Annotated in this window: 24 protein-coding genes, 1 tRNA gene and 1 pseudogene; 14 read left to right on the top strand and 12 right to left on the bottom strand. The window is 69.4% G+C overall.

Translation table 11 applies throughout. The features are described from left to right. Positions 1-7: 7 nt before the first annotated feature. From HFL01S_RS13330 to HFL01S_RS13265, 14 genes are all read left to right on the top strand, one after another. A complete protein-coding gene (locus HFL01S_RS13330; protein ID WP_066259213.1) occupies positions 8-721 on the top strand; it encodes a GntR family transcriptional regulator in 714 nt (237 codons plus the stop codon). A gap of 60 nt (positions 722-781) precedes the next feature. After that, positions 782-1,678: an NAD(P)-dependent oxidoreductase gene (locus HFL01S_RS13325; protein ID WP_066259212.1), complete on the top strand. Its 897-nt coding sequence runs from the start codon at positions 782-784 to the stop codon at positions 1,676-1,678. Positions 1,679-1,775: 97 nt separating this feature from the next. Next, entirely contained in the window at positions 1,776-2,576 is an 801-nt protein-coding gene (locus tag HFL01S_RS13320) for a motility protein A (RefSeq protein WP_066259210.1), read from the top strand. A gap of 3 nt (positions 2,577-2,579) precedes the next feature. After that, a complete protein-coding gene (locus HFL01S_RS13315) occupies positions 2,580-3,383 on the top strand; it encodes an OmpA/MotB family protein (protein ID WP_066259209.1) in 804 nt (267 codons plus the stop codon). Positions 3,384-3,418: 35 nt separating this feature from the next. Next, a tRNA-Ala gene (locus HFL01S_RS13310) sits at positions 3,419-3,494 on the top strand. A gap of 211 nt (positions 3,495-3,705) precedes the next feature. Beyond that, the gene (locus HFL01S_RS13305; protein ID WP_066259207.1) at positions 3,706-4,887 is read left to right on the top strand and encodes a branched-chain amino acid ABC transporter substrate-binding protein; all 1,182 of its coding nucleotides are present in this window, start codon (positions 3,706-3,708) and stop codon (positions 4,885-4,887) included. Positions 4,888-4,992: 105 nt separating this feature from the next. Then, positions 4,993-5,733, top strand: a complete 741-nt coding sequence (locus HFL01S_RS13300; RefSeq protein WP_066259205.1) for a GntR family transcriptional regulator — start codon at positions 4,993-4,995, stop codon at positions 5,731-5,733. Positions 5,734-5,744: 11 nt separating this feature from the next. Beyond that, entirely contained in the window at positions 5,745-6,752 is a 1,008-nt protein-coding gene (locus tag HFL01S_RS13295) for a tripartite tricarboxylate transporter substrate binding protein (RefSeq protein ID WP_066259203.1), read from the top strand. Beyond that, positions 6,749-7,552: an amidohydrolase family protein gene (locus HFL01S_RS13290; RefSeq protein ID WP_066259200.1), complete on the top strand. Its 804-nt coding sequence runs from the start codon at positions 6,749-6,751 to the stop codon at positions 7,550-7,552. Before HFL01S_RS13295 ends, HFL01S_RS13290 begins: the two co-directional genes overlap by 4 nt. 20 nt (positions 7,553-7,572) lie before the next feature. Next, on the top strand, positions 7,573-8,241 hold the full coding sequence (locus tag HFL01S_RS13285) for a response regulator (RefSeq protein ID WP_066259197.1): 669 nt from the start codon (positions 7,573-7,575) through the stop codon (positions 8,239-8,241). Beyond that, positions 8,238-9,662, top strand: coding sequence for a sensor histidine kinase (locus tag HFL01S_RS13280; RefSeq protein ID WP_066259194.1), 1,425 nt, complete (start codon positions 8,238-8,240; stop codon positions 9,660-9,662). Before HFL01S_RS13285 ends, HFL01S_RS13280 begins: the two co-directional genes overlap by 4 nt. 113 nt (positions 9,663-9,775) lie before the next feature. Beyond that, a complete protein-coding gene (locus tag HFL01S_RS13275) occupies positions 9,776-10,762 on the top strand; it encodes a Bug family tripartite tricarboxylate transporter substrate binding protein (protein WP_066259191.1) in 987 nt (328 codons plus the stop codon). A 15-nt stretch (positions 10,763-10,777) separates the two neighbouring features. Further along, the gene (locus tag HFL01S_RS13270) at positions 10,778-11,224 is read left to right on the top strand and encodes a tripartite tricarboxylate transporter TctB family protein (RefSeq protein WP_066259189.1); all 447 of its coding nucleotides are present in this window, start codon (positions 10,778-10,780) and stop codon (positions 11,222-11,224) included. 1 nt (position 11,225) lies between these two features. Beyond that, positions 11,226-12,737, top strand: a complete 1,512-nt coding sequence (locus HFL01S_RS13265) for a tripartite tricarboxylate transporter permease (protein ID WP_066259187.1) — start codon at positions 11,226-11,228, stop codon at positions 12,735-12,737. 21 nt (positions 12,738-12,758) lie between these two features. On the opposite strand, the gene HFL01S_RS13260 is transcribed toward HFL01S_RS13265, so the two are convergent. From HFL01S_RS13260 to HFL01S_RS13205, 12 genes and pseudogenes are all read right to left on the bottom strand, one after another. Further along, a complete protein-coding gene (locus HFL01S_RS13260) occupies positions 12,759-13,616 on the bottom strand; it encodes an alpha/beta fold hydrolase (RefSeq protein WP_066259186.1) in 858 nt (285 codons plus the stop codon). Positions 13,617-13,618: 2 nt separating this feature from the next. Then, complete coding sequence (locus tag HFL01S_RS13255) at positions 13,619-14,617, bottom strand: tripartite tricarboxylate transporter substrate binding protein (RefSeq protein ID WP_084383287.1); 999 nt, start codon at positions 14,615-14,617, stop codon at positions 13,619-13,621. Between the two features lie 37 nt (positions 14,618-14,654). After that, positions 14,655-15,845 carry a CaiB/BaiF CoA transferase family protein gene (locus HFL01S_RS13250; protein ID WP_066259184.1) on the bottom strand — a complete coding sequence of 397 codons (1,191 nt, stop codon included), beginning with the start codon at positions 15,843-15,845 and terminating at the stop codon, positions 14,655-14,657. A 10-nt stretch (positions 15,846-15,855) separates the two neighbouring features. Beyond that, positions 15,856-16,842, bottom strand: a complete 987-nt coding sequence (locus HFL01S_RS13245; protein ID WP_066259179.1) for a tripartite tricarboxylate transporter substrate binding protein — start codon at positions 16,840-16,842, stop codon at positions 15,856-15,858. Between the two features lie 128 nt (positions 16,843-16,970). Further along, positions 16,971-17,882 carry a Pnap_2097 family protein gene (locus tag HFL01S_RS13240; RefSeq protein ID WP_157538867.1) on the bottom strand — a complete coding sequence of 304 codons (912 nt, stop codon included), beginning with the start codon at positions 17,880-17,882 and terminating at the stop codon, positions 16,971-16,973. Then, positions 17,855-19,147: an MSMEG_0569 family flavin-dependent oxidoreductase gene (locus tag HFL01S_RS13235; protein WP_066259175.1), complete on the bottom strand. Its 1,293-nt coding sequence runs from the start codon at positions 19,145-19,147 to the stop codon at positions 17,855-17,857. The genes HFL01S_RS13240 and HFL01S_RS13235 overlap by 28 nt, the downstream gene beginning before the upstream one ends. A 31-nt stretch (positions 19,148-19,178) precedes the next feature. Then, positions 19,179-19,475, bottom strand: a complete 297-nt coding sequence (locus HFL01S_RS13230; protein WP_066259173.1) for an MSMEG_0570 family nitrogen starvation response protein — start codon at positions 19,473-19,475, stop codon at positions 19,179-19,181. 12 nt (positions 19,476-19,487) lie between these two features. Beyond that, on the bottom strand, positions 19,488-19,961 hold the full coding sequence (locus tag HFL01S_RS25705) for a glycosyltransferase (RefSeq protein WP_245644810.1): 474 nt from the start codon (positions 19,959-19,961) through the stop codon (positions 19,488-19,490). Positions 19,962-20,176: 215 nt separating this feature from the next. After that, positions 20,177-20,695, bottom strand: a pseudogene (locus HFL01S_RS25700) (glycosyltransferase); the annotation flags it as partial. Then, the gene (locus tag HFL01S_RS13215) at positions 20,695-21,690 is read right to left on the bottom strand and encodes a sll0787 family AIR synthase-like protein (protein WP_066259166.1); all 996 of its coding nucleotides are present in this window, start codon (positions 21,688-21,690) and stop codon (positions 20,695-20,697) included. The pseudogene HFL01S_RS25700 and the gene HFL01S_RS13215, both read right to left, overlap by 1 nt. Continuing rightward, positions 21,687-22,256, bottom strand: a complete 570-nt coding sequence (locus tag HFL01S_RS13210) for an MSMEG_0567/Sll0786 family nitrogen starvation N-acetyltransferase (protein WP_066259413.1) — start codon at positions 22,254-22,256, stop codon at positions 21,687-21,689. Before HFL01S_RS13210 ends, HFL01S_RS13215 begins: the two co-directional genes overlap by 4 nt. A 62-nt stretch (positions 22,257-22,318) precedes the next feature. Beyond that, entirely contained in the window at positions 22,319-23,401 is a 1,083-nt protein-coding gene (locus HFL01S_RS13205; RefSeq protein WP_066259411.1) for an MSMEG_0568 family radical SAM protein, read from the bottom strand. Between the last annotated feature and the right edge of the window lie 56 nt (positions 23,402-23,457).

Raw genomic sequence — 23,457 nt, 5'->3', positions numbered from 1 at the left:
CATTGCCATGACTGCCCAGCTGCTGCAACTCGAAACCGCGCCCGACCTGGTCGATCAGGTCTACCGCGCCCTGCTGGACGCGATCAGTGCGGGCGCTCTGGCGCCCGGGCAGCGGGTCACACAGGAAGAGCTGGCCGAACGCCTAGCGGTCTCGCGCCAGCCGGTGATGCAGGCGCTGCGCCTGCTCAAGCGCGACGGTTTCGTGCAGGACGCGCCGCTGGCGGGCAATGCCGGCCGCAGCCGCGGCCTGCAGGTGACGCCGCTGGACCCGGCCTGGATCGCGCAGGTGTATGAGGTGCGCGGGGCACTGGACACCCTGGCCGCCCGGCTGGCTGCGGAGCGCCGTGCGCACATCGACCCGGCACTGATCGAACAAGGCCGTCAGGCCGTGGACGCCGGCGACATCAAGGCCATGATCGACGCCGACCTGGCCTTCCACCGCGCGCTCTACCAGGCCTCGGCCAACCCGCTGATCGAACAGAGCGCCCTGCTGCACTGGCACCATATCCGCCGCGCCATGGGCGAGGCGCTGCAGCACGATGGCCTGCGCGACCCGGTCTGGGACGAACACGCGGCCATCGCGCAGGCCGTGGCCCAGGGCGACGCAGACCGCGCCGAAGCCCTGATGCGCGAGCACAGCCACCAGGCCAGCCTTTACCTAGGTGCCCAGGCCGCACCCGCTGCCAGCGCGCCCAGCCCCGACAACTCCGTGGTTCGTTGAACCACTTCATGCGGTTTCCGGGACACTCCCGGAAACCGCATTTTTTCTTCCCCCGAGTCCATGACCACCGCCTCCACCACCCCATCCCTGTCCATCGCCGTGCTGGGCATCGGCATGATGGGCCTTCCCATGGCCCGCCGCCTGTGCGAAGCAGGCCATCGCGTCAGCGTCTGGAACCGCTCGCGCGCCAAGGCCGAGCGCCTGCAACCCTTCGGCGCCCAGGTATTCGAACGTCCGGCCGACACCGTGGCCCAGGCCGACATCGTGGTCTGCCTGCTCGAAGACGGTCGTGTGGTCGAAGACGTGCTGTTCGGCCAGGGCACGACCGATGGCCTGCGCCCCGGCAGCCTGGTCGTCGACATGTCCTCCATCCAGCCGCGCCAGGCGCGCGACCACGCCGCACGCCTGGCCGCGCTGGGCGTCCACCACATCGACGCGCCCGTTTCGGGCGGCACGGTGGGCGCCGAGGCCGGTACGCTGGCCATCATGGCGGGCGGCAAGCCGGCCGATTTCGAGCGCGCCCTGCCTGTTTTTGCCACGCTCGGTCGCGCCACCCATGTGGGCCCGCACGGCTCGGGACAACTGGCCAAACTGGCGAACCAGATGATCGTGGGCATCACCATCGGCGCTGTGGCCGAGGCCCTGCTGCTGTGCGAGAAGGGCGGCGCCGACATGGGCAAGGTGAAGCAGGCCATCAGCGGCGGCTTTGCCGACAGCCGCATCCTGCAGGTGCATGGCCAGCGCATGGTCGAGCGCGATTTCGCCAAGCGCGCCGCCATCACGGTGCAGCTCAAGGACATGCGCAATGCGCTCACGACCGCCAGCGAGATCGGCTTCGACGCCCCCATCACCGGCCTGTTCGAGCAGCTGTTCGCCCAGGCCGCCGAGCACGGCCTGGCCGACCTGGACCATTCGGCCCTGTTCATGGAGCTGGCCAGCCGGAATGGAATGAACTGAATCAAGAGGGGAAATACCCCCCTTATCTCCCCGTCCGCAGGCGCTGGCCTGCCGAGAATCTCCAGGGTATGCACCGCAATCCCAAGGAGCCCCTGGCGTGAACCCGTCCACCCTGATCGGCATGGTGGCCAGCGTCGCGCTGATGGCCGTCATCCTGCTGTTCGGCTCCGACAAGCCGGGCAATTTCATCGACGCCCCCAGCATCGCCATCGTGCTCGGCGGCACGCTGGCCGCCACCTTCCTGAGCTACCCGCTGCGCGAGGTGCTGCGCGTGTTCCATCTTGTCTCGCAGGTGATGCGCGAGGAAAAGCTCAACACCAAACAGGACATCGAGGAACTGGTCGGCCTTTCCAAGCTCTGGGTGCAGGGCGACCTGCAGGCGGTGGAGAAGGCGCTGACCCATGTGACCAACCCCTTCCTGCGCACCGGCGTGCAACTGGTGATCGACCGCACCCCCGAGGAAGAAATCATCGACCTGCTGCAGTGGCGCATCGCCCACCTGCGCCAGCGCGAGGCGGCCGAGGCACAGCTGTTCCGCGTCATGGCCAGCTACGCGCCGGCCTTCGGCATGCTGGGCACGCTGCTGGGCCTGATCAACCTGATGGATCTTGTCAGCAGCGGTGACATGGGCGCCATCGGCTCGCAACTGGCCGTCGCCCTGGTCACCACCTTCTACGGTGTGCTGCTGGCCAACCTGGTCTTCAAGCCCATCGCGGTGAAGCTGGAACGTCGCACCGAACAGCGCCTGGTGCTGATGAACATGGTGCTCGAAGGCATTTCGATGATGTGCGTGGGCCGCAGCCCGTCGCTGATGCGAGAGACCCTCAAGGCCTTCGTGGCGCAGTACGACGACGAAATCTACGACCGCCGGGGAGCGCCCCGACCTGCCACCCGCTGAACCATGGCCGCCACTTCGCAGACCGGACCCTCCCCCGCCCGCCAGCCCCGGGTGTCGACCTCGGTCGGCCGCTACCGCCGCTGGCACGTCGATTCGCGCGTGGAGGTGGAAGAGGAAGGCTGGCTCATCACCTACCTGGACGTGATCACGCTGATCCTGGTGCTGATGGTGGTCCTGCTCGCCTTCGCGGGCCCCGGAAAAGGCAAGGACGGTCAACAGGCCGAAGCAGACGGTGCATCCACGCAGACCAGCGGACCGGTGCCCGGCGCGCCCTACCCCGCCGGCAGCATCGTGCCGCCTGCGGTACCGCCGACCTCGCCCGAACCGCCTGCAGCGCCCGCTGCAGCGGCAACCCCGAAGACACTCAATGGCCTGCCGCTGGACCAGCTGGGTGCAGACGTGGACATCATCATGACGGACGACGCGGTGCGCTTTCGCATCAGCAGCGAAATCCTGTTCGAGTCGGGCGCGGCCCACCTCGCCGCAGAAGGCCAGCCTGTGCTGGACCGGCTGATCCCCCTGCTCAACAGCGACCCGAACCTTCGCCTGGTGGTCGAAGGCCACACCGACAGTGTCCCGATCCAGACCGAGCGCTTTCCATCCAACTGGGAACTGTCCACAGGGCGTGCCGCCGCTGTGGCGCGCTACCTGATCGAACGCGGCGTGGCGCCACAGCGTGTGCAGGCCAGCGGCTTCGCCGACACACGGCCGCTGGGCGCGCGCGACAACCCGGTCGACCGGGTGCACAACCGCCGCGTGGAGCTGACCATGGAGCGGGCACCAGCTTCCACCGACAAGGTGCGCTGAGGCCGCCCCGGTTTGATAGAATTTTCGTCGTTCGTGGGGACGTAGCTCAGCTGGGAGAGCGTCGCGTTCGCAATGCGAAGGTCGGGAGTTCGATCCTCCTCGTCTCCACCACATCACCCAGGTCGGCCCACGGCCGATCCCATGGCCGGCGGCACATCCGCCAGCAACACCCCCCAAAGACCTCCAGCGGCTGTCAACCGGCACCGCGCGCTGCTGGCCTCGCGCAACAACAAGCCACGCGAAAGAGCGCTGGCTAGTAAAATGATATGCATACACACCATATGTGTGCTTTTTTGTTGCACAACCCAAGGAAGTCCCGTCCATGAATACCGAACTGAAACTGGCCGTGCTGGCCGCAGCTGTCGCGCTGGCCGCCTGCGGCAAGAAAGAGGAAGCCGCCCCGGCCGCTGATGGCACTGCACCCGCTGCGGGCGAACTGGTGGTCCGTATCGGTCACGTGGGTGCCACCAGTGGCGCGGTGGCCCACCTGGGCAAGGACAACGAGAACGGCGCACGCCTGGCCATCGAGGAACTCAACGCCGCGGGCGTGAAGATCGGCAACCAGACCGCCCGCTTCGAGTTGCTGGCCGAAGACGATACCGCAGACCCCAAGCAGGCCACCGCAGCCGCGCAGAAGCTGGTGGACACCGGCGTCAACGGTGTGGTGGGCCACCTCACCTCCGGCGCCACGCTGCCCGCTTCGCTCATCTACCACGAAGCCGGCGTCCCGCAGATCACGCCCTCGTCCACCAACCCCAAGTTCACGCGCCAGGGCTTCCCCGGTGCGTTCCGCCTGGTGGCCGACGACACCCAGCAAGGCGGTGCCATGGGGCGCTACACGGTGCAGGGCCTGAATGCCAAGACCGTGGCCGTCATCGATGACCGCACCGCCTACGGCCAGGGCCTGGCCGACGAGTTCGAGAAGGCCGCCAAGGCCGCCGGCGCCGAGGTGGTGGGCCGCGAATACACCAACGACAAGGCCACCGACTTCAACGCCATCCTCACCTCGCTCAAGGACAAGAAGCCGGACGTCATCTTCTTTGGTGGCATGGACGCCGTGGGCGGCCCCATGCTGCGCCAGATGAAGACCCTGGGCTACACCTCCAAGCTGGTGGGCGGCGACGGCCTGTGCACCGCCGAGATGATCACCCTCTCGGCCGAGGCCCTGGGCGACGGGCAGGTGTACTGTGTGGAAGCCGGTGGCGTGGACGGTGAAGAAGCCGCGGCCAACGACAAGTTCCGCGCCGACTTCAAGGCCAAGTACGGCGTGGACGTGCAGGCCTACGCCGGCTACGCCTACGACGGCGTGAAGCTGCTGGCCAGCGCCATGCAGACCGCCGGATCGGCCGACCCGAAGCAGTACCTGCCCGCGCTCAAGGCCATCCAGTACCAGGGCGCGTCCGGCAAGGTGGTGTTCGACGACAAGGGCGACCGCCAGAACGCCGCACTCACCCTCTACACCTTCAAGGCAGGCCAGCGCGAGAAGCTTGCGGTGATCCGCTGACCGTCCCCCGCGGGTCGCCCGGCAACAGCCCGGGCACCCGCACACCGCCCTGATCAGGGTTTTCCCTTTATCGCCAAGTCCTATAGAGGACTAGAGTTTATTCCCATGAACTCTTCTCTCCGACTGGTGACATCCCCGGAACCCGGCGTCAGCCGCTACGCCTCGCTGGCACAGGCGCTGCGGGCCCGCGTGGTGGCGGGCGAGTGGTCGCCCGGCTCCGCCCTGCCCGCCGAAAGCCAGCTGGCCAAAGAACACGGCGTGGCCCTCGGCACCATGCGCCGCGCGCTGGAACTGCTGGTGGAACAGGGCTTCATCGAACGCATCCACGGCCGCGGCACCTTCGTCCGCCAGGGGCTGGCCGGGGCGTCCATGCTGCGCTTCTTCCGTTTCGACAGCGGCACCGGCGAGGTGCCGGTTTCCCGCATCCTGCAGCGCAGCCGCGTCAGCGCCCCGGCGGCCGTCTCGCGCGCGCTGGGCATCGGCACCGGCGAGCCGGTGCTGCGCGTGCACCGCCTGCGCCTCATGGCCGAGCAGCCACGCCTGTTCGAGGAACTTTGGCTGCCGCTGGACCTGTTCGCGCCGCTGGCCGACGACGACCTGGCCACCTGGGACGACCTGCTCTACCCCATGTTCGCGCGCAAGCTGCAGGTGCACATCCACCGCGCGCTGGACGACATCGGCTTCGGCCAGCTCAGCGCCGCGCAGGCCCGCCACCTGGGCCTGCCCGCCGGCCACCCCTGTGCGCAGGTGCAGCGCTCGGCCTACGACCTCTCGGGCCGCTGCGTCGAGCTGCGCACCACGCGCGGCGACGCCCACGCCTTCCACTACACCGTCAACATCACCTGAAGGAACCCCCCATGGTCCAACCGAACACGCTCGCCCAAAGCTGGGCGCCCTCGCGCCGCCATCTGATCGCCTCGGCCGGCGCAGCACTCGCCGCCCCCTGGATCGGCGCGCACGCGCAGGGCAAGGTCGCCGGCGGCAAGCCGATCACGCTGGTCGTGTCCTACCCGCCCGGCGGCGGCGCTGACCTCATGGCCCGCACCATCGCGCCAAGGCTCGAAGCCGCGCTGGGCCAGACCGTGGTGGTGGAGAACAAGGCTGGCGCCAGCGGGCAGCTGGCGGCGGGCCAAGTGGCCCGCGCCGCGGCCGACGGCAGCGTGCTGCTGCTCGACGCCTCGTCCTTCGCGGTGAACCCCTCGCTGTTTCCCAAGCTGCCCTATGACACGGCCACGGCCTTCACGCCGCTGGCCGTGCTCGCCACCTTCCCCAACGTGCTGGTGTGCACGCCGAGCTTCGAGGCGAAAGACGTGAAGGACGTGATCCGCCTGGCCAAGACCAGGCCGCTGAACTACGCCTCCTCCGGCAACGGTTCGGCACAGCACCTGGCCGGTGCCCTGTTCGAGCAGCGCGCGGGCGTGGACCTGACCCACGTGGCTTACCGCGGCGGCGGCCCGGCCATGAACGACGTGATGGGCGGCCAGGTGCCGCTGTTCTTCGCCAACGTGGCCTCGTCGCTCGGCCACATCAAGGCTGGCAAGCTGCGCCCGCTGGCCGTCACCAGCCGGTTGCGCGCCCGCTCGCTGCCCGATGTGCCGACCATGGCCGAGGCCGGCGTCAGCGGCTACGAGGTGCTGGAGTGGAACCCCATCCTGGCACCCGCCGGCCTGCCGGCCGACGCCAAGGCCACGCTCGTGGCCGGCATCCGCAAGGCGCTGGACGACGCCGAGGTGCTGGGCCGCATCCGCCAGCTGGGGGGCGATGTGTTCGCCGACGCCAGCCAGCAGAGCGCCGGCCAGTTCATCGCGGCCCAGCAGGCGCTGTGGGCCAAGGTGATCAAGGACCGCAACATCACCACCGGATGAGCGCAAGCAACAACGCCATCCCCTCCGGCTGGGACTGCCATGTGCACGTGTTCGACCCCGCGCACCCGGCGCAGGCCGGCCACTACCGGCCGGTGCTGCGCGACCTGCCCGAGATCGAGCAGACCGCGCTCCCGCTGGGCGTGGGCCACCTGGTGCTGGTGCAGCCCAGCGTCTACGGCACCGACAACGCCCTGATCCTGCGCGCGCTGGCCCGCGAACCGGGCCGCCACCGCGGCGTGGCCGTGTTGGGCACCAGCGTGACCGACGCCGAGCTCGACGCCATGCACGCGCTCGGCGTGCGCGGCGTGCGCTTCAACCTGGTCTCGCCGGTGGGCAACGGGCACGAGGCCTTCCGCGCACTCGCCCCGCGGCTGAAGGCGCGCGGCTGGCATGTGCAGTGGTACGCGCGGCACGACCAGCTCGCCACCATCGCTGGGCTGCACGCCGGCGGCGGCCTCACCGCCGTGCTCGACCACCTGGCCGGCCTGCACACCGGCGTCGGTGAAGACGACCCCGCCTGGGCCGCGCTGCAGCGCCTGGCCGACCAGGGCGCCTGGGTCAAGCTCTCGGGCTGGTACCGGCTGCAGGCTCAGGCGCCGTACGACGCACTGGATGACCACATCCGCCACGTGGCGCAGACCCTGGGCGAGCGCCTGGTCTGGGGCTCCGACTGGCCGCACACCGCGTTCGCCCCCGACGCCCTGCCGCCCTATCACAGCGTCTGGCAGCCTGTGGTACAGGCGCTGGGCGAAACCCGAGCCGCCCGCGTGCGCGCGGCCGGCGCCTTGCTCTACGCCTGAGCCTCGGAGAGACTCGCCCCATGCGCATCCTGCTCGCCGAAGACGAAACCGAACTGGGCACCTGGCTGGTCAAGGCCCTGGGCCAGAACGACTTCCAGGTTGACTGGGTGAACGACGGCCGCCTGGTGCGCCGCAGCCTCAAGGCCACGAAGTACGACGCGCTCATCCTCGACCTGGGCCTGCCCGGCCTGGGCGGGCACGACGTGCTGTCCGACCTGCGCGAAGCCGATGAGCGCCTGCCGGTGCTGATCCTCACCGCGCGCGACTCGCTGATGGAGCGGGTGAGCTGCCTGCACGGCGGGGCCGACGACTTCCTGGCCAAACCCTTCGACGTGGCCGAGCTGGAGGCGCGGCTGATCGCCTTGATCCGCCGTTCGCGCGGGCAGGAGCACCCGCGCTTTGCCTGCGGGCCGCTGAGCTACGACAGCGCGTCCAAGCAATTCCGCCTGCAGCACGAGGTGCTGGGCCTCACGCCGCGCGAACACGCGGTGCTGCGTGCGCTGATCCAGCACCCGGGCGAGCCGCTGTCCAAGCGCGATCTGCTGGAGCGCGTGTTCTCCGACGAGCAGGACGTGAACCCCGAGGCCATCGAGGTGCTGATCCACCGTCTGCGCAAGCGGCTGGAAGCCTCGCCGGTGCGCATTGCCACGCTGCGCGGCCTGGGCTACCTGCTGGAATGTCCCGCGTGAAACCGCTCTCGTGGTCGCGCGCGAGCATCCGCCGCTTCCTGCTGGTCTTGCTGCTGCCGGGCCTGGGCGCGGTGATCGCGGGTGAACTCTGGCTGGGCTGGCGCACGGCCAGCGACGCCGCCGATGCGGCCTACGACCGCTCGCTGCTGGGCGCGGTCAAGTCCATCGACTCAAGCATCTCCACCGCCAGCGGCGGCATCGGCGTGGAGCTGCCCTACCGCATGCTCGAATTCTTCGAGCTGACCGCGCAGGGCCAGGTGTTCTACCGCGTGGCCACCGAGGACGGCCTGGTCGAGATCGGCAGCGCCGACCTGCCCGCCCCGCCCCGGCCGCTGAAGACCGGGCAGCCACAGTTCCACGAAGGCGAGTACCTGGGCCAGGCGGTGCGCGTGGGCAGCTATGCGCGCGAACTGAACCCACCGCTGGCCGGGCACGCGGGGCCGCAGCGCGTGCTGATCCAGGTGGCCGAAACGCTGGAGGCGCGCAACGACTTCCGCCGCGCACTGGTGCTGCAGTCGCTGGCGCGCGACGTGCTGCTGATGCTGGCCGCCACCGGCCTGCTGGCGCTGGCCATCGCCTGGGCCATGCGCCCGCTGGACAAGCTGCGGCAGGAGGTGGACGCGCGCGACCCGCAGGACCTGACCCCGGTGGACGACACCGGCTCGCCAGCCGAGGTGCGGCCGCTGGTGCAGGCCATCAACCACCACATCGAACGAAATCGCGAGCAGACCGAAGCACGCCGCCGCTTCGTCGACGACGCTTCGCACCAGCTGCGCACGCCGCTGACCACGCTGGCCACCCAGGTGGCCTACGCGCAGCGCGAGGCCGACCCCGCCGCCCAGCGCCAGGTGCTGGAAACCATCCGTGAGCAGCTGGACGAGACGATCCGCCAGACCAACCAGATGCTCTCGCTGGCGCGCGCCGACAGCGCCCCACCGCAGCGCCAGCCCTTCGACGCCGTGGCCCTGGCCGAGGCCCTGGTGCGCCAGTGGTGGGGACCGGCGCGCGAACAAGGCGTGGACCTGGGCCTGGACGCGCCCGACGGCCCGCCGCCCCTGCAGGGCGAGCCCGACCTGCTGCGCGAGGCGCTGTCCAACCTGCTGCACAACGCCATCCGCCACGGCGGCGCGGGCTGCCACGTCACGCTGGTGGTGCGCGGCGAAGCCGGTGGTGCGGTGCAGGTAACGGTGGTAGACGACGGCCCGGGCCTGCCGCCCGACGAACTGGCGCGCGCCGGCGAGCGCTTCTTCCGCGGCCGTGGCGGTGCCCTGCCCGGCTCCGGCCTGGGCCTGGCCATCGTGCGCACCGTGGCCCAGCGGCATGGCGGGCAGATGCGGGTAGCCGCGGGGCCGAACGGCCGCGGGCTGGCCGTCACACTCACGCTACCCGCCCAGCCGGCGCCCGACGCGCTTGCGGGTTAACCCGTGGTTTTGCGGCGGTTTTCTGAAAGCGCGTTGAAAGTGCCGGATTTCTACAGTGCCCTCATCGCAGCGCCTGTGCTGCGTGGCTTCCACCCCATCGAGGAGACACCTTCATGAGCATCGCTTCCAAGTTCATCGCCGCCGCCGTGTCGGCCGCAGCCCTCAACGCCTTCGCCAACCCGCTCGACAAGACCGAGTGCATCGCCCCGGCCAAGCCCGGCGGCGGTTTCGACCTGACCTGCAAGCTGGTGCAGAGCGCGCTGCAGGAAGGCAAGTTCATCGCCGACCCGATGCGTGTGACGTACATGCCCGGCGGTATCGGTGCCGTGGCCTACAACACCGTGATCGCGCAGAAGCCCGACGCGGCCAACGCCATCGTCGCCTTCTCCGGCGGCTCGCTTCTGAACCTGGCCCAGGGCAAGTTCGGCCGCTACACCGAGAACGACGTGCGCTGGCTCGCCGCCATCGGCACCGATTACGGCGCGGTGGTGGTGGCCGAGAACTCGCCCTTCAAGACCCTGAAGGACGTGATGGCTGCCATGAAGGCCGACCCGACCAAGGTGGTGCTGGGCGCGGGCGGCACCGTGGGCAGCCAGGACTGGATGAAGGCCGCGCTCACCGCGCGCGCCGGCGGCGTGAACCCCAAGACCATGCGCTACGTGGCCTTCGAGGGCGGCGGCGAGGCACTGACCGCGCTGCAGGGCGGCCACATCCACGTCTTCACCGGCGACGCGGCCGAGGCGCAGCAGCAGATCAAGGCCGGCGCCAAGGTGCGCATCCTGGCGGTGATGAACGACAAGCGCCTGCCCGGCGACATGGCCAACATCCCGACCGCCACCGAACAGGGCTACGACGTGGACTGGCCCATCGTGCGCGGCTTCTACCTCGGCCCCAAGGTCAGCGACGCCGACTACAAGGTCTGGGCCGACACCTTCACCAAGCTGATGGCCACGCCCGCCGACAGCAAGCTGCGCGACGAGCGCGGCCTGTTCCCCATGGCCCTGACCGGCGCGCCGCTGGACGCCTACGTCAAGAAGCAGGTGGCCGGCTACCGCAAGCTGGCCGAAGAGTTCGGCCTGAACGTCGTCCCCGCCAAGTAAAGCCGGAGCCCCGCCATGAGTGACCGCGCCCTCGGCGCGGTGTGTGTTGTCGCGTCCGCCGCCATGGCCTGGGCCGCGCAAGACTACGCCGCCGCCATCTCCTACGAACCCGTCGGCCCGCGCGCGTTTCCGCTGCTGCTGGCCTGCGGCCTCGGCCTCTCAGGCCTGTGGCTGGTGCTGCGGCCCACGGCCGGCACGGAAGCCTTCCACGGCGTGCCCTGGAAGCCCACCGCCCTGTGCGCGGCCGCGGTGCTGGTCTACGCGCTGCTGTTCCAGTGGCTGGGCTTTCCGCTCGCCACCGCGCTGATGGCCGTGCCCGTGGGCATGGCCTTCGGCGGCAGCTGGAAGCAGTCGCTCATCGGCGGCGCCGCGCTGGGCGGGGTGCTCTACCTGCTGTTCGACAAGGTGCTGGACGTGGTGCTGCCCGCCGGCCCGCTGGCATCGCTGCTCGGAGGGAGCTGACATGGACATCCTGCAACACCTGATCGCCGGCTTCGGTGTAGCGCTGAGCCCCACCAACCTGCTGATCGCCGCCATCGGCTGCTTCATCGGCACCGTCGTCGGCCTGCTGCCCGGCCTGGGGCCGATCAACGGCGTGGCCATCCTGATGCCGCTGGCCTTTGCCATGAAGCTGCCGGCCGAGACCTCGCTCATCCTGCTGGCCGCGGTCTACATCGGCTGCGAATACGGTGGCCGCATCTCGTCCATCCTGCTCAACGTGCCGGGCGATGCGGGCGCCATCATGACCGCGCTGGACGGCTACCCCATGGCGCGCCAGGGCCTGGGCGGCGTGGCGCTGTCCATCTCCGCCTGGAGCTCGTTCGTGGGCTCGCTGATCGCCACCATCGGCATCGTGCTGTTCGCGCCGCTGCTGGCGAGCTGGGCCCTGTCCTTCGGGCCAGCCGAGTACTTCGCGCTCATGTGCTTCGCCTTCGCCTGCATCGCGGGCCTGATGGGCGACGCGCCGGTCAAGGCCGGGCTGGCGGCCATCATCGGCCTGTCCATGTCCTGTGTCGGGCTGGATTCGAACTCGGGCGTCTACCGCTTCACCGGCGGCGACATCCACCTCTCCGACGGCATCCAGTTCGTGGTGGTGGTCATCGGCGTGTTCTCCATCAGCGAGCTGCTGCTGATGCTGCAGGAGCACCACAGCAGCACCGGCCTGGTGACGCAGACCGGCCGCATGCTGTTCAACCGGAAGGAACTGGCCCACACCTGGTGGGGCACCGTGCGCTCCAGCGTGGTGGGCTTCGTGGTCGGCGTGCTGCCGGGGGCCGGCGCAACCATCGCCAGTGCCATGACCTACTCGATGGAAAAGCGCCTGACCGACAAGGACGGCAGCTTCGGCAAAGGCGACATCCGCGGCGTGGCCGCACCCGAGGCGGCCAACAACTCGGCCGCCACCGGCTCCTTCGTGCCCATGCTCACGCTGGGCGTGCCCGGCTCGGGCACCACGGCGGTCATGGTGGGCGCGCTCTCGCTCTACAACATCACGCCCGGCCCGGCGCTGTTCACCCAGCAGCCCGACCTGGTCTGGGGCCTGATCGCCTCGCTGTTCCTGGCCAACGTCATTCTGCTGGTGCTCAACATCCCGCTGGTGGGCGTGTTCACCAAGGTGCTGAGCGTGCCCAACTGGCTGCTGGTGCCCGGCATCGTGGCCGTCAGCAGCGTGGGCGTGTACGCCGTGCACGCCACCACGTTCGACCTGGTGCTGATGACCGGGCTGGGCTTTGTGGCCTATCTGCTGCGCAAGCAGGGCGTGCCCATGGCGCCGCTGATCCTGGGCTTCGTGCTCGGCGACATGATGGAACAGAACCTGCGCCGCGCCCTGTCCATCAGCAACGGCGATGCGGCCATCCTGGTGGGCAGCCCCATCACCATCGGGTTGTGGACCGCGGCGGTGCTGATGCTGGTGGTGCCGGTGGGCATGCGGATGCTGTCCCGGCGCCGCCAAGCGGAAACCGTGGCAGCCTGATCCGCGCGCGGCGTGTCGGCATCAGGCTGCGGTCAGGCCCTGTCGGATCAGCAGGGTGGTGGCGGCGTAACGTTCGTGCATGAGCCAGTGCCCCGCGCCGCCCACCACCCGCTGGCGGCGCGACGCGCCTTGCGGTGCCACGCCATCGGCCATGTCGCGCGGCACAGCGGTGACATCATGCTCGCCCCAGATGGTCAGCACCTCCCCCGGGTAACAGCTCAGTGCAGACGCCAGCGCCGCCGAGCGGGAGAACGGCTTGCTGCGAAACCGGGTGTTCAGGCAGCCGCGCCACTGGATCTCCAACGCCAGTGCGTCCACGGCGGTCTCGCTGTGGAGCATCTGCGCGAGCAGGTTGTGCCGCATGCGGTTCGCCCAGCCCACGGGGTCGGCATCGGGGTCCAGGTCCCGCCACGGCAAGGGCGTCACGGTCTGCCGTCGGGGACCGCCGTGTCCTGCAGGACCGATCAGCACCAGGCGCTGCACATGGTCACGCTGCGCGGCCAGTTGGGCACTGACCAGGCCGCCGAAAGAAAACCCGCACAGCAGGATCGGGGTGCGGGCACCCAGCACATCATCCAGCCCCTGGCGCAACTGGGCGACGAGTTCGTCGAGCCCCTGCTTGGGCGTCAAGGTCGAGTCACCGTACCCGGGCATGTCGGGCATCCACAAGGTGAAGCTGAACGAGAGATCGGGGATCACGCGAGCCCAATGGAGCCAGCTGCCATGGCCGCCGTGCAGCAGCACCAGAGGCGGGCCACTGCCCACCCTGCGCCACACGATGTGATGTCCGAGCACCGGTTGCACCACGCACTCGCAGGCCGATTCCAGCGCCGCGATCTGCGCGCCGGCGGCGGCCCGGCTCGGACCACGTCCCTCCATGCTCAGTCCGCCTTGATGGACTGGACCTGGATCACCTTCTTCCACTTGGCAATGTCGGTGCGGTAGAGCGCGTCGGCCGCGGCCGGTGGGTCCAGCGTCAGCGTCAGCCCTTCGGCCCGGATGCGCTTGCGGAACTCTTCGCTGTCGGCGGCCCGCTGGATCGACTGGTAGAGCTGCTGCACCAGCGGCGCGGGTGTGCCACCGGCCACGAAGATGCCGTACCAGACCGGCGCGGCGTACCCGGCAAGCCCCGATTCGGCGAAGGTGGGCACATCGGGCAGCAGGGCCGTGCGCGTGGCGCTGGTGACGGCGAGCGCACGCAGCTTGCCGTTGGCCAGGTAGGGCGCAACGCTGGGCAGGGTGCCGAAGGCCAGGTCGATCTGCCCGCCCATGAGGTCGGTCAGGGCCGGGGTGGCGCCGCGGTAGGGCACATGGACCATGAACACCTTGGCCGTGGTCTTGAGCAGCTCGGCCGCCAGGTGGGTGGAGGTGCCGTTGCCAGCCGAACCGTAGGTGAAGCGCCCGGGCTGGGCCCGCACCTGCGCCAGAAAGTCGGAGGCCGAGCGGATCGGGCTGTCGGGCCGCACCACCGCCACATTGGGCGCATGGCCGAGCGTGGTCACCGAGATCAGTCCGGTCTCGGCGGGGTACGGCAGCCTGGGGTTCAGGCCGGGCACGATGGCGACCGCGCTGGTGTTGAGCAGCAGCGTGAGCCCGTCGGGCGCGCTCTTGGATACGAAGTCGTTGCCCACGACGGTGCCGGCGCCGGCCTTGTTGTCCACGACGACGGTCTGCCCCCACATCTTCGACAGGCTGTCGGCCAGGGCCCGCGCCATGTTGTCGGTGCCACCACCTGCGGGAAATGGCACCACCAGGCGCACCGGTCTGGCGGGGAAGCTGGCGGTCGTTTGTGCCAGCGCGGGCACGGATGCGCAGGCCAGGCCCGCGGCCAGGATCAGTTCGCGGCGCCGCAAGGAGGCGGGTTGGGATGATGGGTTCATGGGTGTCTGTGAATTCAAGGTGTTGGGAGGTGCCGGTTCAGGCGATCGCGCCCTGGGCGCGCATCGCTTCGATGTCGGCGGGCGGGTAGCCCAAGGCCATGAGCAGTTCCTGGTTCTGAGCGCCCACAGCTTGCGGCGGTGATGTGACCTGCACCGGGCTGCGCGAGAGCTGGAAGCCCGCCACCGGTACGGTCAGCCCCGCCAGCGCACCGGCCTCGTCTGCGAATCGATGCAGCACCTGGCGGCTGCGCACATGCTCGTCCGCCAGCATGGCCTCCAGGCGCTGCACGCGGGACACCGGCACGCGGTGTTCGCGCAGCAACGCCTCCCAGTGGTCAAGCGAAGCGGTGGCCAGGATCTCGGTCAGTGCCTGGGCCTCTTCGGCATAGCCCTTGATCCGGTCCCGGTTGTTGTGTTTGACCAGGTCGGTGCGCCCCAGCGCTTCCCAGAGCCGTCGCTGCTGCCGCAGGTTGGACGCGGACACCATCAGGGGGCCATCGCTGGCCGGGTAACAACCGATGGTGGCAAACGGGTAGCGGTTGCCCTTCTGCTCCGGGTGCGCCCTGTTCCAGAGGTAGCCGGTCAGGTGCGAGCTGGCGAGGATCATGGCCACGTCCGACATCGCCACCTCGACAAACTGGCCGTTGCCGTCATGGCTGCGCTGCAGCAGCGCCGCCAGGATGGCCATGGCGGCGGTGGTGCCCGTGGCGTAGTCCACCACGGGTGCGCCGCATTTCACGGGCGCCGTGCCCGGCTCGCCGGTCATGGCCATCATCCCGGAGTAAGCCTGCACCACGCCGTCGTAGGCGGTCAGTTCGCGCTTGGGGCCGGAGCTGCCGAAGGCCGAGATGGAACAGTAGACCAGCCGCGGGTTGATGGCCGACAGGTCCGCATAGCCCAGGCCCAGCGCATCGAACGCTCCGGGCCGGTAGTTCTCGATCAGCACGTCGGCGGTCTTCACCAGTTGCCGCAGCACCTGGCGCCCTGCCTCGGTCTTGAGGTTGAGCGCCAGGGCCTTCTTGTTCGACGCCTGCGACAGGAAGGCCGTGCCCATGCCGGCGTCGTTGAGCGCGGCGTCCGAGCCCTGGTAACGGGCCTGGTCGGGCTCCTCGGGCGACTCGATCTTGATGACCTCGGCGCCCATCACCGCCAGCTGGTAGCCCGCGAACGGGCCAGCCAGCACATGGGTCAGGTCGAGCACCCGGACACCGTGGAGAACGGGCTTCATGGCAGCCGCCTCACTTGGCGAGCACATCGGCCTTGACGATCTTGGACCAGCGCACGATTTCGGCGCGCACGAAGGCGTCGAACTCGGCCGGCGTGCCGGTCTGCACCACCATGCCCTCGCTCACCACCTTGGACTTGAAGATCTCGCTGCTGGCGGCCTTGCGCGTGGCGGCGTTGAGCTTGTCGATCACGGCCGCGGGCGTTCCGGCCGGCGCGTAGAAGCCGTACCAGCCTTCGGTGGCGTAGCCGGGCACGCCAGCCTCGGCCACGGTCGGCACACCGGGATAGGCCGTGGAGCGCTCGGCCGAGGTGATGGCCAGTGCGCGCAGCTTGCCACTGTCGATGAAGCCGCCGACCGAACCGGAGGTGGCAAAGATCATGTCGGTCTGACCGCCCAGCAGGTCGGTGAGCGCGGGGCCCGAACCCTTGTAGGCCACGTGCTTGATCTGGACCCTGGCCATGTCGGCGAACAGCGCTCCGGCCAGGTGGGACGAGGTGCCGTTGCCGGGCGAGGCGTAGGTCAGCTTGTCCGGATCGGCTTTCGCTGCGGCGATGATGTCCTTGAGCGACTTGAACGGACTGTCGGCACGCACCACCAGCACGTTGGGCGAGCGCACGATCATGGACACGGGCGCAAAGTCCTTCTCGGTCGAGTAAGGCATCTTGGCCATCAGGCTGGGGTTGACTGCGTGGGCAATCGACGAGACCACCAGCGTGTAGCCATCGGGCGCACTCTTGGCCACCAGTTCGGTGCCGATGATGGTGCTGGCGCCCGGCTTGTTGTCGACCACGACAGGTTGCCCCAGCTCCTTGGCCATCTCCACCGCCAGCGTGCGGGCGATCAGGTCGGTGCCACCGGCGGGAGCGAAGGGCACCACCAGCTTGATGGGCTTGTCGGGGAAGGCGTGGGCGGGCGCGCCGACCAGCACGACGACCGCTGCAAGGCCTGCGAGCGTCTTGAGCAGCTGGGGGAAGCCGCTTGCGAGGGATGTGTTCATTGATGTCTCCAGAGGATGTGTTGTGTGCCATGGGCGACGGATCTCGTCTCCGGCCAACACGACTCTAGGAGCTCTGCGAACCAACAGCACCCCTCACATTCCAAAGCGTGGAATTGCCACGCACCTGGTCAGACGCGTTCGAGCACCACCACCTGCACCTCTGCCAGGCGACGGCCAAGGTCCGCGCTGACCACCTGAAGCAGGAACCGGTTGCACGCTCCCGAGACTTGGGTGTCCAACAGCCGGACGTCGATCGACTCACCCAGGCCGACATTTCCCAGGAACAGGCACTCCCGGCTCAACACCGCCGAACCGGGCCCCAGCAGGCCCCAATGCCACATGGCCCTGTCGGCCAGCGCGGTGAACGAGGGAAAGTAGAGCAACCCTGCCCCATTGAAGTCGGATCGCGGACAGGGCGTGGTGCGCCATGAACGCGCAGGCGGATCACGAGTGTCCGAGGCCTGCCGCCACTGGCGCAGGCGCCCCAGCAACGCAGCGGTGTCGGGCGCGGGTTCATCCACCATGGCCTCGGGCATGTCGGCCCGGCGCACCGAGTGGTTGTCACCCGGCCGGTGGCGACTGACAAACACCGACAGCATGTCCAGCTCTGCCAGCGCGTCGCTGGTGCCGGCCAGGCGGTGGTGGCTCCAGGCATGGGAGCGCCCCAGCCAGCGCAGGCGGCTGTTGAGCCGGAGCGCCTGCCCCTCCCGGACCAGGTCCAGTTGCGCCTCGCGCAGGCGCAGCCAGCCGAAGGCCGCATAGACCCGCAGCCCCCGTGTGTCCACCCATCGATCCGATGGCTGGCCCAGCGCCTGACCCAGGGCGAGCCAGTGCTGCGACCCGCAGGTCCGTTGCAGCCAGGTTTCCGACAAGCCGCAGGCGTTGAGTTCCGGCATGCCTGCCACCAGCTGCAGCGTCTTTTCCCGGTCCACGAGGGAGGCGGCGGCACGCCTGGGCTGCGTCAGGTGCGCCACCTTCGGATCGACCGCGACTGCCTCCAGCACGTGCACGCTCACGCCAGCGTGGACTCGGCGCTGCACACCTCACCGGTGCTGGTCTCTGCCACATGCGCCTGGTGGTGTGCGATGCGTTCTGCGATGAACTTCGCGTCCCGCGCCACACCCGAAAAGCGGCCCGACCCCCAGGTGTGCAACCAGGGAAGACCGACGAAGTACAGACCCGGCACCGACGTCACTCCACGCTCGTGCACCGGGTGACCACGCCCCGTGAAGACCGGCGCATTGAGCCAGCGGAAGTCGGGCGAAAAACCGATGCACCAGATCACCGAAGTGATGCCGGACTCGGCCAGCGAGAGGGTCTCCCGCTCCACGGCCGGACGCCACACAGGCTGGTAGACCTCGCCCGACGGCGCATCAATGCCTTGTTCGGCGATGTGCTTGTCGATGGCGGCGTTGATGCCGTTGTAGGTGCGGTCCGCCTGGTCCAGCGCGTCCGCCAGATTGGGGGCAAAGCGCATCGTGTCCCCTTCCAGCCCTTCAAGCAGCCCGTACAGCTCCATGCCCTCCAGCGCGAAGCGTCGCAGGTCGATGTCGCGCCCGCCGTCGCGGCCGGTGACGTAGTGGTTGGTGTTGTCGCGCACGCCTTCGCGCAGCGGATGCTGCGACACGGGCATGTCGTAGTAGCCCATGTCGGCCAGCCAGTCCACCACATCGCGACCGCGGTAGAACCGCGCGCAGCGCGGTGCATCGCCCACAGCCAGCACCACCTGCCGGCCCGCCAGATGCAGGTCCTCCGCAATCTGGGCACCGCTCTGGCCTGAACCGACCACCAGCACCTTGCCGGGCGGCAGTTGGTCGGCGTTGCGGTAGTCGGCCGAATGGATCTGGCGGATGCTCTCGGGCAGGCGTTCGGCCAGGCGCGGCACGATGGGCTGGTGGTAGCCACCCGAAGCCACCACCACCTGTTCGGCCAGGCACTCGCCCTCGCTGGTGCGGACGAGGAAGCCGCCCGCCACGGGCTGGACCAGTTCCACCGCCACGCCCTCGCGCAGGGAGGCGCCCACCTTGGCCTTGAATGCCGACAGGTAGTCGTTGATCTGGTCCTTCTTCATGAAACCGTGCGGGTCGTCGCCATCGTAGGGATGGCCCGGCAGGGCGCACTGCCAGTTGGGCGTGACCAGGCAGAAGTTGTCCCAGCGCTGGGTGCGCCAGGCGTGCATCGCTTCGTGCTTTTCCAGCACCACATGGTCGATGTCCAGGGCCTGCAGGCCGTGGCTGACCGAAAGTCCGGCCTGGCCGCCGCCCACGACGACCACGCTGTGCCGGGGAAGGTTGGATGAAGACATGAATAGCTCCTTGATGGGTCGAGGTGGTGGGTCAGGAAAGGACGGGAGCAAACCCGAGGATGCGGACCGACGCGCCCGGTTGGCCGGCAAAGCCGGCGGCGCGTGCTTCGGTGTCCGCGAGCTGATCGCCGGCGCGGGAACACACGAAACCGAATTTGGCCTGCACCCGCTGGTTGGCGACGGCCGTTGCTTCGCGCACACGGCGCAGGAAATCGTCCAGCGGGTAGTCGGCGCCGGGCGTGAAGAAGTCTTCAATCACCAGCGAGGGCGAGTACGCCACGCTCTGTGAGGCGTCGGGCCACTGGATGGTGTAGTGCATGGCGGGCATGAGGTCTCCTGTTCAGTTGCAAAGGGTTTGAAGCTCCAAATCCGCGGTGGCGAGGCGGGCGGCCAGCAGTTCGGCGTACCAGGCTTCGTGAAGGGCCGCGCTGCGGCTCCAGCTGTGCTCCAGGCAGACGGGGGGCGTGGCTGCGAGGCGCGGCATGCGTGCGGCCGCTTGCAGGCCGGCGGCGATGGAGGCGGTGTCTTCCGGCTCGCACCAGGCGACTCCGGGCGAGTTCCTGAAGTGTTCGGTGAAGGGCGGCCGGCGCGACACCAGCACCGGCGTGCCGCAAGCCAGCCCCTCCAGCGCCGCCAGACCAAAGCCCTCCATCAGCGACGGCATGGCGACCACGGCCGCGCGCCGCATCAGGGCCGGAAGCAACTCGTCGGGCACGGTGCCGGTGCGCAGCACAGGCTGGCCGGGGCCTTCGCCCAGGCCGTGCTCGGCCAGGGTGTGCGCCCAGGCGCGCTGGGCAGCGCTGTGGTCCAGCATGCTGGCACCTCCCACCACCACCAGGCGCGCGTCGGCCAGTCCGGGTCGGCGAGGCGCAGCCACGCAAAGGCCTGCAGCAGGCGGACGCTGTTCTTGCGTTGTTCGACACCTCCGACCAGCAGGCACACGGGGCCCGTCTGCGGCGCCAACCCCAGCGCGGCCAGTCGGTCCGCATCGCCAGCCGCTGGTTCGATCTGGTAACGACCGAGGTTCACGCCGTTGTGCATGCGGCGTGCGGCGTGCCCCAGCACTTCGCGGAAGTGGTTGGTCCATAGATCGCTCACGCAGGCGACCCCGTTGGCGGCGCGCCAGGCGCGTTCCTGCCAGGCCATGAGGGTGGCGTCCTGAAACACGTCCAGGTGGTGCACCGTGCGCGCCCAGGGCGGCAAGTCCATGCCCTGCTGCCGCAGCAGTGCCAGGGCGTTGCCGCTCAGGCTGTCCTGAGCGTGCAGGACGTCGTATCGACCGGCCGTCAGGAGCGTTGGCAAGCCCTGGACCAGGGTGTCAATGCGCTGCGCCACCTGCGCTCGCAGATCACCCGTGAGAGAGGGCAGGCGCAGCACCTGCACCGGAAAATCCACCGCGCGGAACAGTTGTTCGCCCGGCTCTGCAGACGCGATCACCGTAACGGCATGGCCCCGCTCGACCAACGCTTGCGCCAGCTCCAGGGTGTGCACCACGCCGCCACGTGCCCGCACCGAATGGGTCAGCAGACCGATGCGCAAACGGGGCATCATGGCGCCTCCCCACCCTTGATGAAGGGGCTCTGTGCGTGGTCCCACAACAAGGCCTGCTCCCCTGCGTGGCGCACCACCAAACGGCTGCCTTCGCACACGGCGCCCACGTCGGCACAGGCAATGTCGCGCCGCGCAAAGTGCGCCAGCGCCTGCTCCACGTGTTCGGGCCGCACGCTCAGCACGTAGCCGAAGCTGGGGAAAGCACACAGCCAGCGCAGGAGTTGGGTGTTGTCGGCGTCCGACCCGGTGTCGTCCACCGGACGCGGCAGGCGGTCCAGGTCGATCTCGGCACCCACACCGGAACACTCCAGCAGCATCAGGGCCGACCCCAGCACGCCGGCCATGCTGATGTCTTTGCCGGCGTCGCACCAGCCCGACTCGGCCAGTTGGGGCAACAGCTCCATGTCGCCGCGCAGGCGCTCGGCCGGGGCTTGGGTCGAAGCGTTCCAGAACGGATACGGCGCCTGCCACTGGCCGCGCAGGTCCACCGCCACCAGCAGGTGGTCGCCGGGCCGCGCGGCAAAGCTGCTGATCAGCCGCTGCGCCCGGCCCAGCACGGCCACCGCGAGCTGCCCGCTGGCGCTCTGCAGGTTGGTGTGCCCGCCCACCAGCGGTACGCCGTAGCGCTCGGCCGCGGCGCGCATGCCCGCCAGCACCTCGCGAGCCTGGGGTTCGCTGCTGGCCCACAGGGCATCCACCACCGCCACTGCGCGTCCGCCCATGGCTGCCACGTCGCTCAGGTTCACCATCACGGCGCTGTAGCCCGCGAACCAGGGCATGGCCTCCACAAAGTCCTGCACCAGGCCTTCGATGGCCAGCAGCAGGTGCCCTGCTCCGGCCGGGTCGGGCAGCACGGCGCAGTCGTCCCCATTGGGCACGGCCGTGACACCGGTGGTGGGCGCGAGCTGCGCCATCACACCGGCGATGTCGCGTTTGTGGGTGAAGCCGCGGCTGGCGCGCAGCCGAACGACCAGGTCTTCAACGGGGGTCATGCGCCACCGCCCTGTGCCAGCACGAAGCCCGCATACGGCGTGGTGCACGGCGGGTAGTGATCCAGGTCCGCGCGCATCAGCGCGTGCACACGGCCGTGCAGCACCATCTCGTCCAGCACCTGCCAGTGCATGCGCCGGAACAGCGGCACGTTCTGCGCCTGCACATGCGCCAGGAATTCGGTGCACCCCTGCGCATGGGCGCTGCACACCGCCAGACGGATCAGGGTGCTGCCCAGCTTGCCATGCTGGCGCCAGTCGCGGCGCACCGCCAGGCGCGAGCCCCACCAGGTGCCGGGCAGCGCTTCGTGAATGCGCACCGTGCCCAGCACCTCGTCGGGCTCCCCGGCCAGGCAGGACAGCGCCACCAGCGAACGCACCGACGGCGCCTGCCGGTCAATGTCGTCCTCGTCGTCGCCATCAAACAAGCCTTGCTCTTGGCAGAACACCTGGCGGCGCAGGGCATGCGCTTCCCGGTTCATCCACGGCACGCTGGCCCACTGGATGCGGAAGGCCTGCGGACGGTAGCTGCTGCTGAGTTCGCACCAGGGCTCCAGGGCGGGTCCCATGGCAGTCACCGCGTGGGTCATCACTTGAGACAAGCTGTGCATGGCGGGCATCTCCTTCGCGATCAGCCGGCCAGTGGCGCTTCGTAGCGGGAGAGCGTGGAGCAGGCGGCACAACGGCCGCAACCGGCCTTGATGTCGCTCGCCCTCAAGCCCGCCTCAGCGACCATGTCGCCCAGCGGTGCCAGCACGCTGCGCATGAAATCAGCCGTGGGCGCGGGCATGTCTTCCAGCGGCGTGCCACTGATGGGCACGAAGGGCACGACAAAGGGATAGACGCCCAGGTCCAGCAGGCGCCGGCTGGTGGCCAGCAAGGTCTCGGCGCTGTCGCCCAGACCGGCGAGCAGGTAGGTGCTGACCTGGCCACGACCGAACACCTCCACCGCAGCGGCAAACGCGTCCCAGTAGCGCGCCATGGGCACCTCCGCCTTGCCGGGCAGCATGTGCTGTCGCAGCGCCTCGCCCACCACCTCCAGGTGCATGCCCAGCGTGTCCACACCCGCGTCCTTGAGGCGCTGGAACCAGGCGTCGGTGTCGGGCGGCTCGCACTGCGCCTGCAGCGGCAGGTCCACCGCCGCGCGGATGGCCGCTGCGCTCTCGCACAGGATGAGCGCGCCCCGGTCGGGCGTGGGCGGAGTGCCGGTGGTCATCACCATGTGCTTCACACCGTCAAGCTCCACCGCGGCCTTGGCCACCTCGGCCAGCTGGGCCGGGGTCTTGCGGGCGATGGTGCGCCCCGCCGCCAGCGACTGGCCGATCGCGCAGAACTTGCAGGCCTTGCGCCGGCTTTCGTAACGGATGCAGGTCTGCAGCACCGTGGTGGCCAGCACATCGGCCCCGTGCAGGGTGGCGATCTGCTGGTAGGGAATGCCGTCGGCCGTGCTCAGGCCGTAGAAGCGCGGCTGGGTCGGGAAGCGGATGCTGGCGATGGGGATGCTGCCCCGACGCAGCACACTCACCCCATCGGCTCCTGGCGCGTCTGCCACGAAGGGCGAGCTGAAGGCCGTGGCGGTGTGCACCGGCACCATCAGCGTGACGCCGTCCACCGTCACCGCCTTGTGGTCCGAGGGCCCTGCCCCGCCCCGCCGGCTGGCAGCCCCGGCCGACGGGTCCACCAGACGCAGCCCCTGGGACTGCAGCTCGGTCATCAGCTGCCGGCTGTCCGGCGCGTCCGCCAGGCGCGGCGGCGTGTCGAGGGCGATCG

The sequence above is a fragment of the Hydrogenophaga flava NBRC 102514 genome (assembly GCF_001571145.1).
GTDB lineage: Bacteria > Pseudomonadota > Gammaproteobacteria > Burkholderiales > Burkholderiaceae_C > Hydrogenophaga > Hydrogenophaga flava.
The sequence above is the reverse complement of the archived record's forward strand: the minus strand, read 5'-3'. Positions and strand labels throughout refer to the sequence as shown.

Coding starts and splice junctions, on each gene's coding strand:
- HFL01S_RS13230 (WP_066259173.1), bottom strand. CDS start 19,475: ATGCCCGCCATGCACTACACCATCCAGTGGCCCGACGCCTCACAGAGC.
- HFL01S_RS13285 (WP_066259197.1), top strand. CDS start 7,573: ATGCGCATCCTGCTCGCCGAAGACGAAACCGAACTGGGCACCTGGCTG.
- HFL01S_RS13210 (WP_066259413.1), bottom strand. CDS start 22,256: ATGGGACCCGCCCTGGAGCCCTGGTGCGAACTCAGCAGCAGCTACCGT.
- HFL01S_RS13315 (WP_066259209.1), top strand. CDS start 2,580: ATGGCCGCCACTTCGCAGACCGGACCCTCCCCCGCCCGCCAGCCCCGG.
- HFL01S_RS13215 (WP_066259166.1), bottom strand. CDS start 21,690: ATGACCCCCGTTGAAGACCTGGTCGTTCGGCTGCGCGCCAGCCGCGGC.
- HFL01S_RS13235 (WP_066259175.1), bottom strand. CDS start 19,147: ATGTCTTCATCCAACCTTCCCCGGCACAGCGTGGTCGTCGTGGGCGGC.
- HFL01S_RS25705 (WP_245644810.1), bottom strand. CDS start 19,961: ATGCTGGACCACAGCGCTGCCCAGCGCGCCTGGGCGCACACCCTGGCC.
- HFL01S_RS13305 (WP_066259207.1), top strand. CDS start 3,706: ATGAATACCGAACTGAAACTGGCCGTGCTGGCCGCAGCTGTCGCGCTG.
- HFL01S_RS13275 (WP_066259191.1), top strand. CDS start 9,776: ATGAGCATCGCTTCCAAGTTCATCGCCGCCGCCGTGTCGGCCGCAGCC.
- HFL01S_RS13270 (WP_066259189.1), top strand. CDS start 10,778: ATGAGTGACCGCGCCCTCGGCGCGGTGTGTGTTGTCGCGTCCGCCGCC.
- HFL01S_RS13290 (WP_066259200.1), top strand. CDS start 6,749: ATGAGCGCAAGCAACAACGCCATCCCCTCCGGCTGGGACTGCCATGTG.
- HFL01S_RS13330 (WP_066259213.1), top strand. CDS start 8: ATGACTGCCCAGCTGCTGCAACTCGAAACCGCGCCCGACCTGGTCGAT.
- HFL01S_RS13250 (WP_066259184.1), bottom strand. CDS start 15,845: ATGAAGCCCGTTCTCCACGGTGTCCGGGTGCTCGACCTGACCCATGTG.
- HFL01S_RS13325 (WP_066259212.1), top strand. CDS start 782: ATGACCACCGCCTCCACCACCCCATCCCTGTCCATCGCCGTGCTGGGC.
- HFL01S_RS13245 (WP_066259179.1), bottom strand. CDS start 16,842: ATGAACACATCCCTCGCAAGCGGCTTCCCCCAGCTGCTCAAGACGCTC.
- HFL01S_RS13255 (WP_084383287.1), bottom strand. CDS start 14,617: ATGAACCCATCATCCCAACCCGCCTCCTTGCGGCGCCGCGAACTGATC.
- HFL01S_RS13205 (WP_066259411.1), bottom strand. CDS start 23,401: ATGACCGAGCTGCAGTCCCAGGGGCTGCGTCTGGTGGACCCGTCGGCC.
- HFL01S_RS13265 (WP_066259187.1), top strand. CDS start 11,226: ATGGACATCCTGCAACACCTGATCGCCGGCTTCGGTGTAGCGCTGAGC.
- HFL01S_RS13260 (WP_066259186.1), bottom strand. CDS start 13,616: ATGGAGGGACGTGGTCCGAGCCGGGCCGCCGCCGGCGCGCAGATCGCG.
- HFL01S_RS13300 (WP_066259205.1), top strand. CDS start 4,993: ATGAACTCTTCTCTCCGACTGGTGACATCCCCGGAACCCGGCGTCAGC.
- HFL01S_RS13295 (WP_066259203.1), top strand. CDS start 5,745: ATGGTCCAACCGAACACGCTCGCCCAAAGCTGGGCGCCCTCGCGCCGC.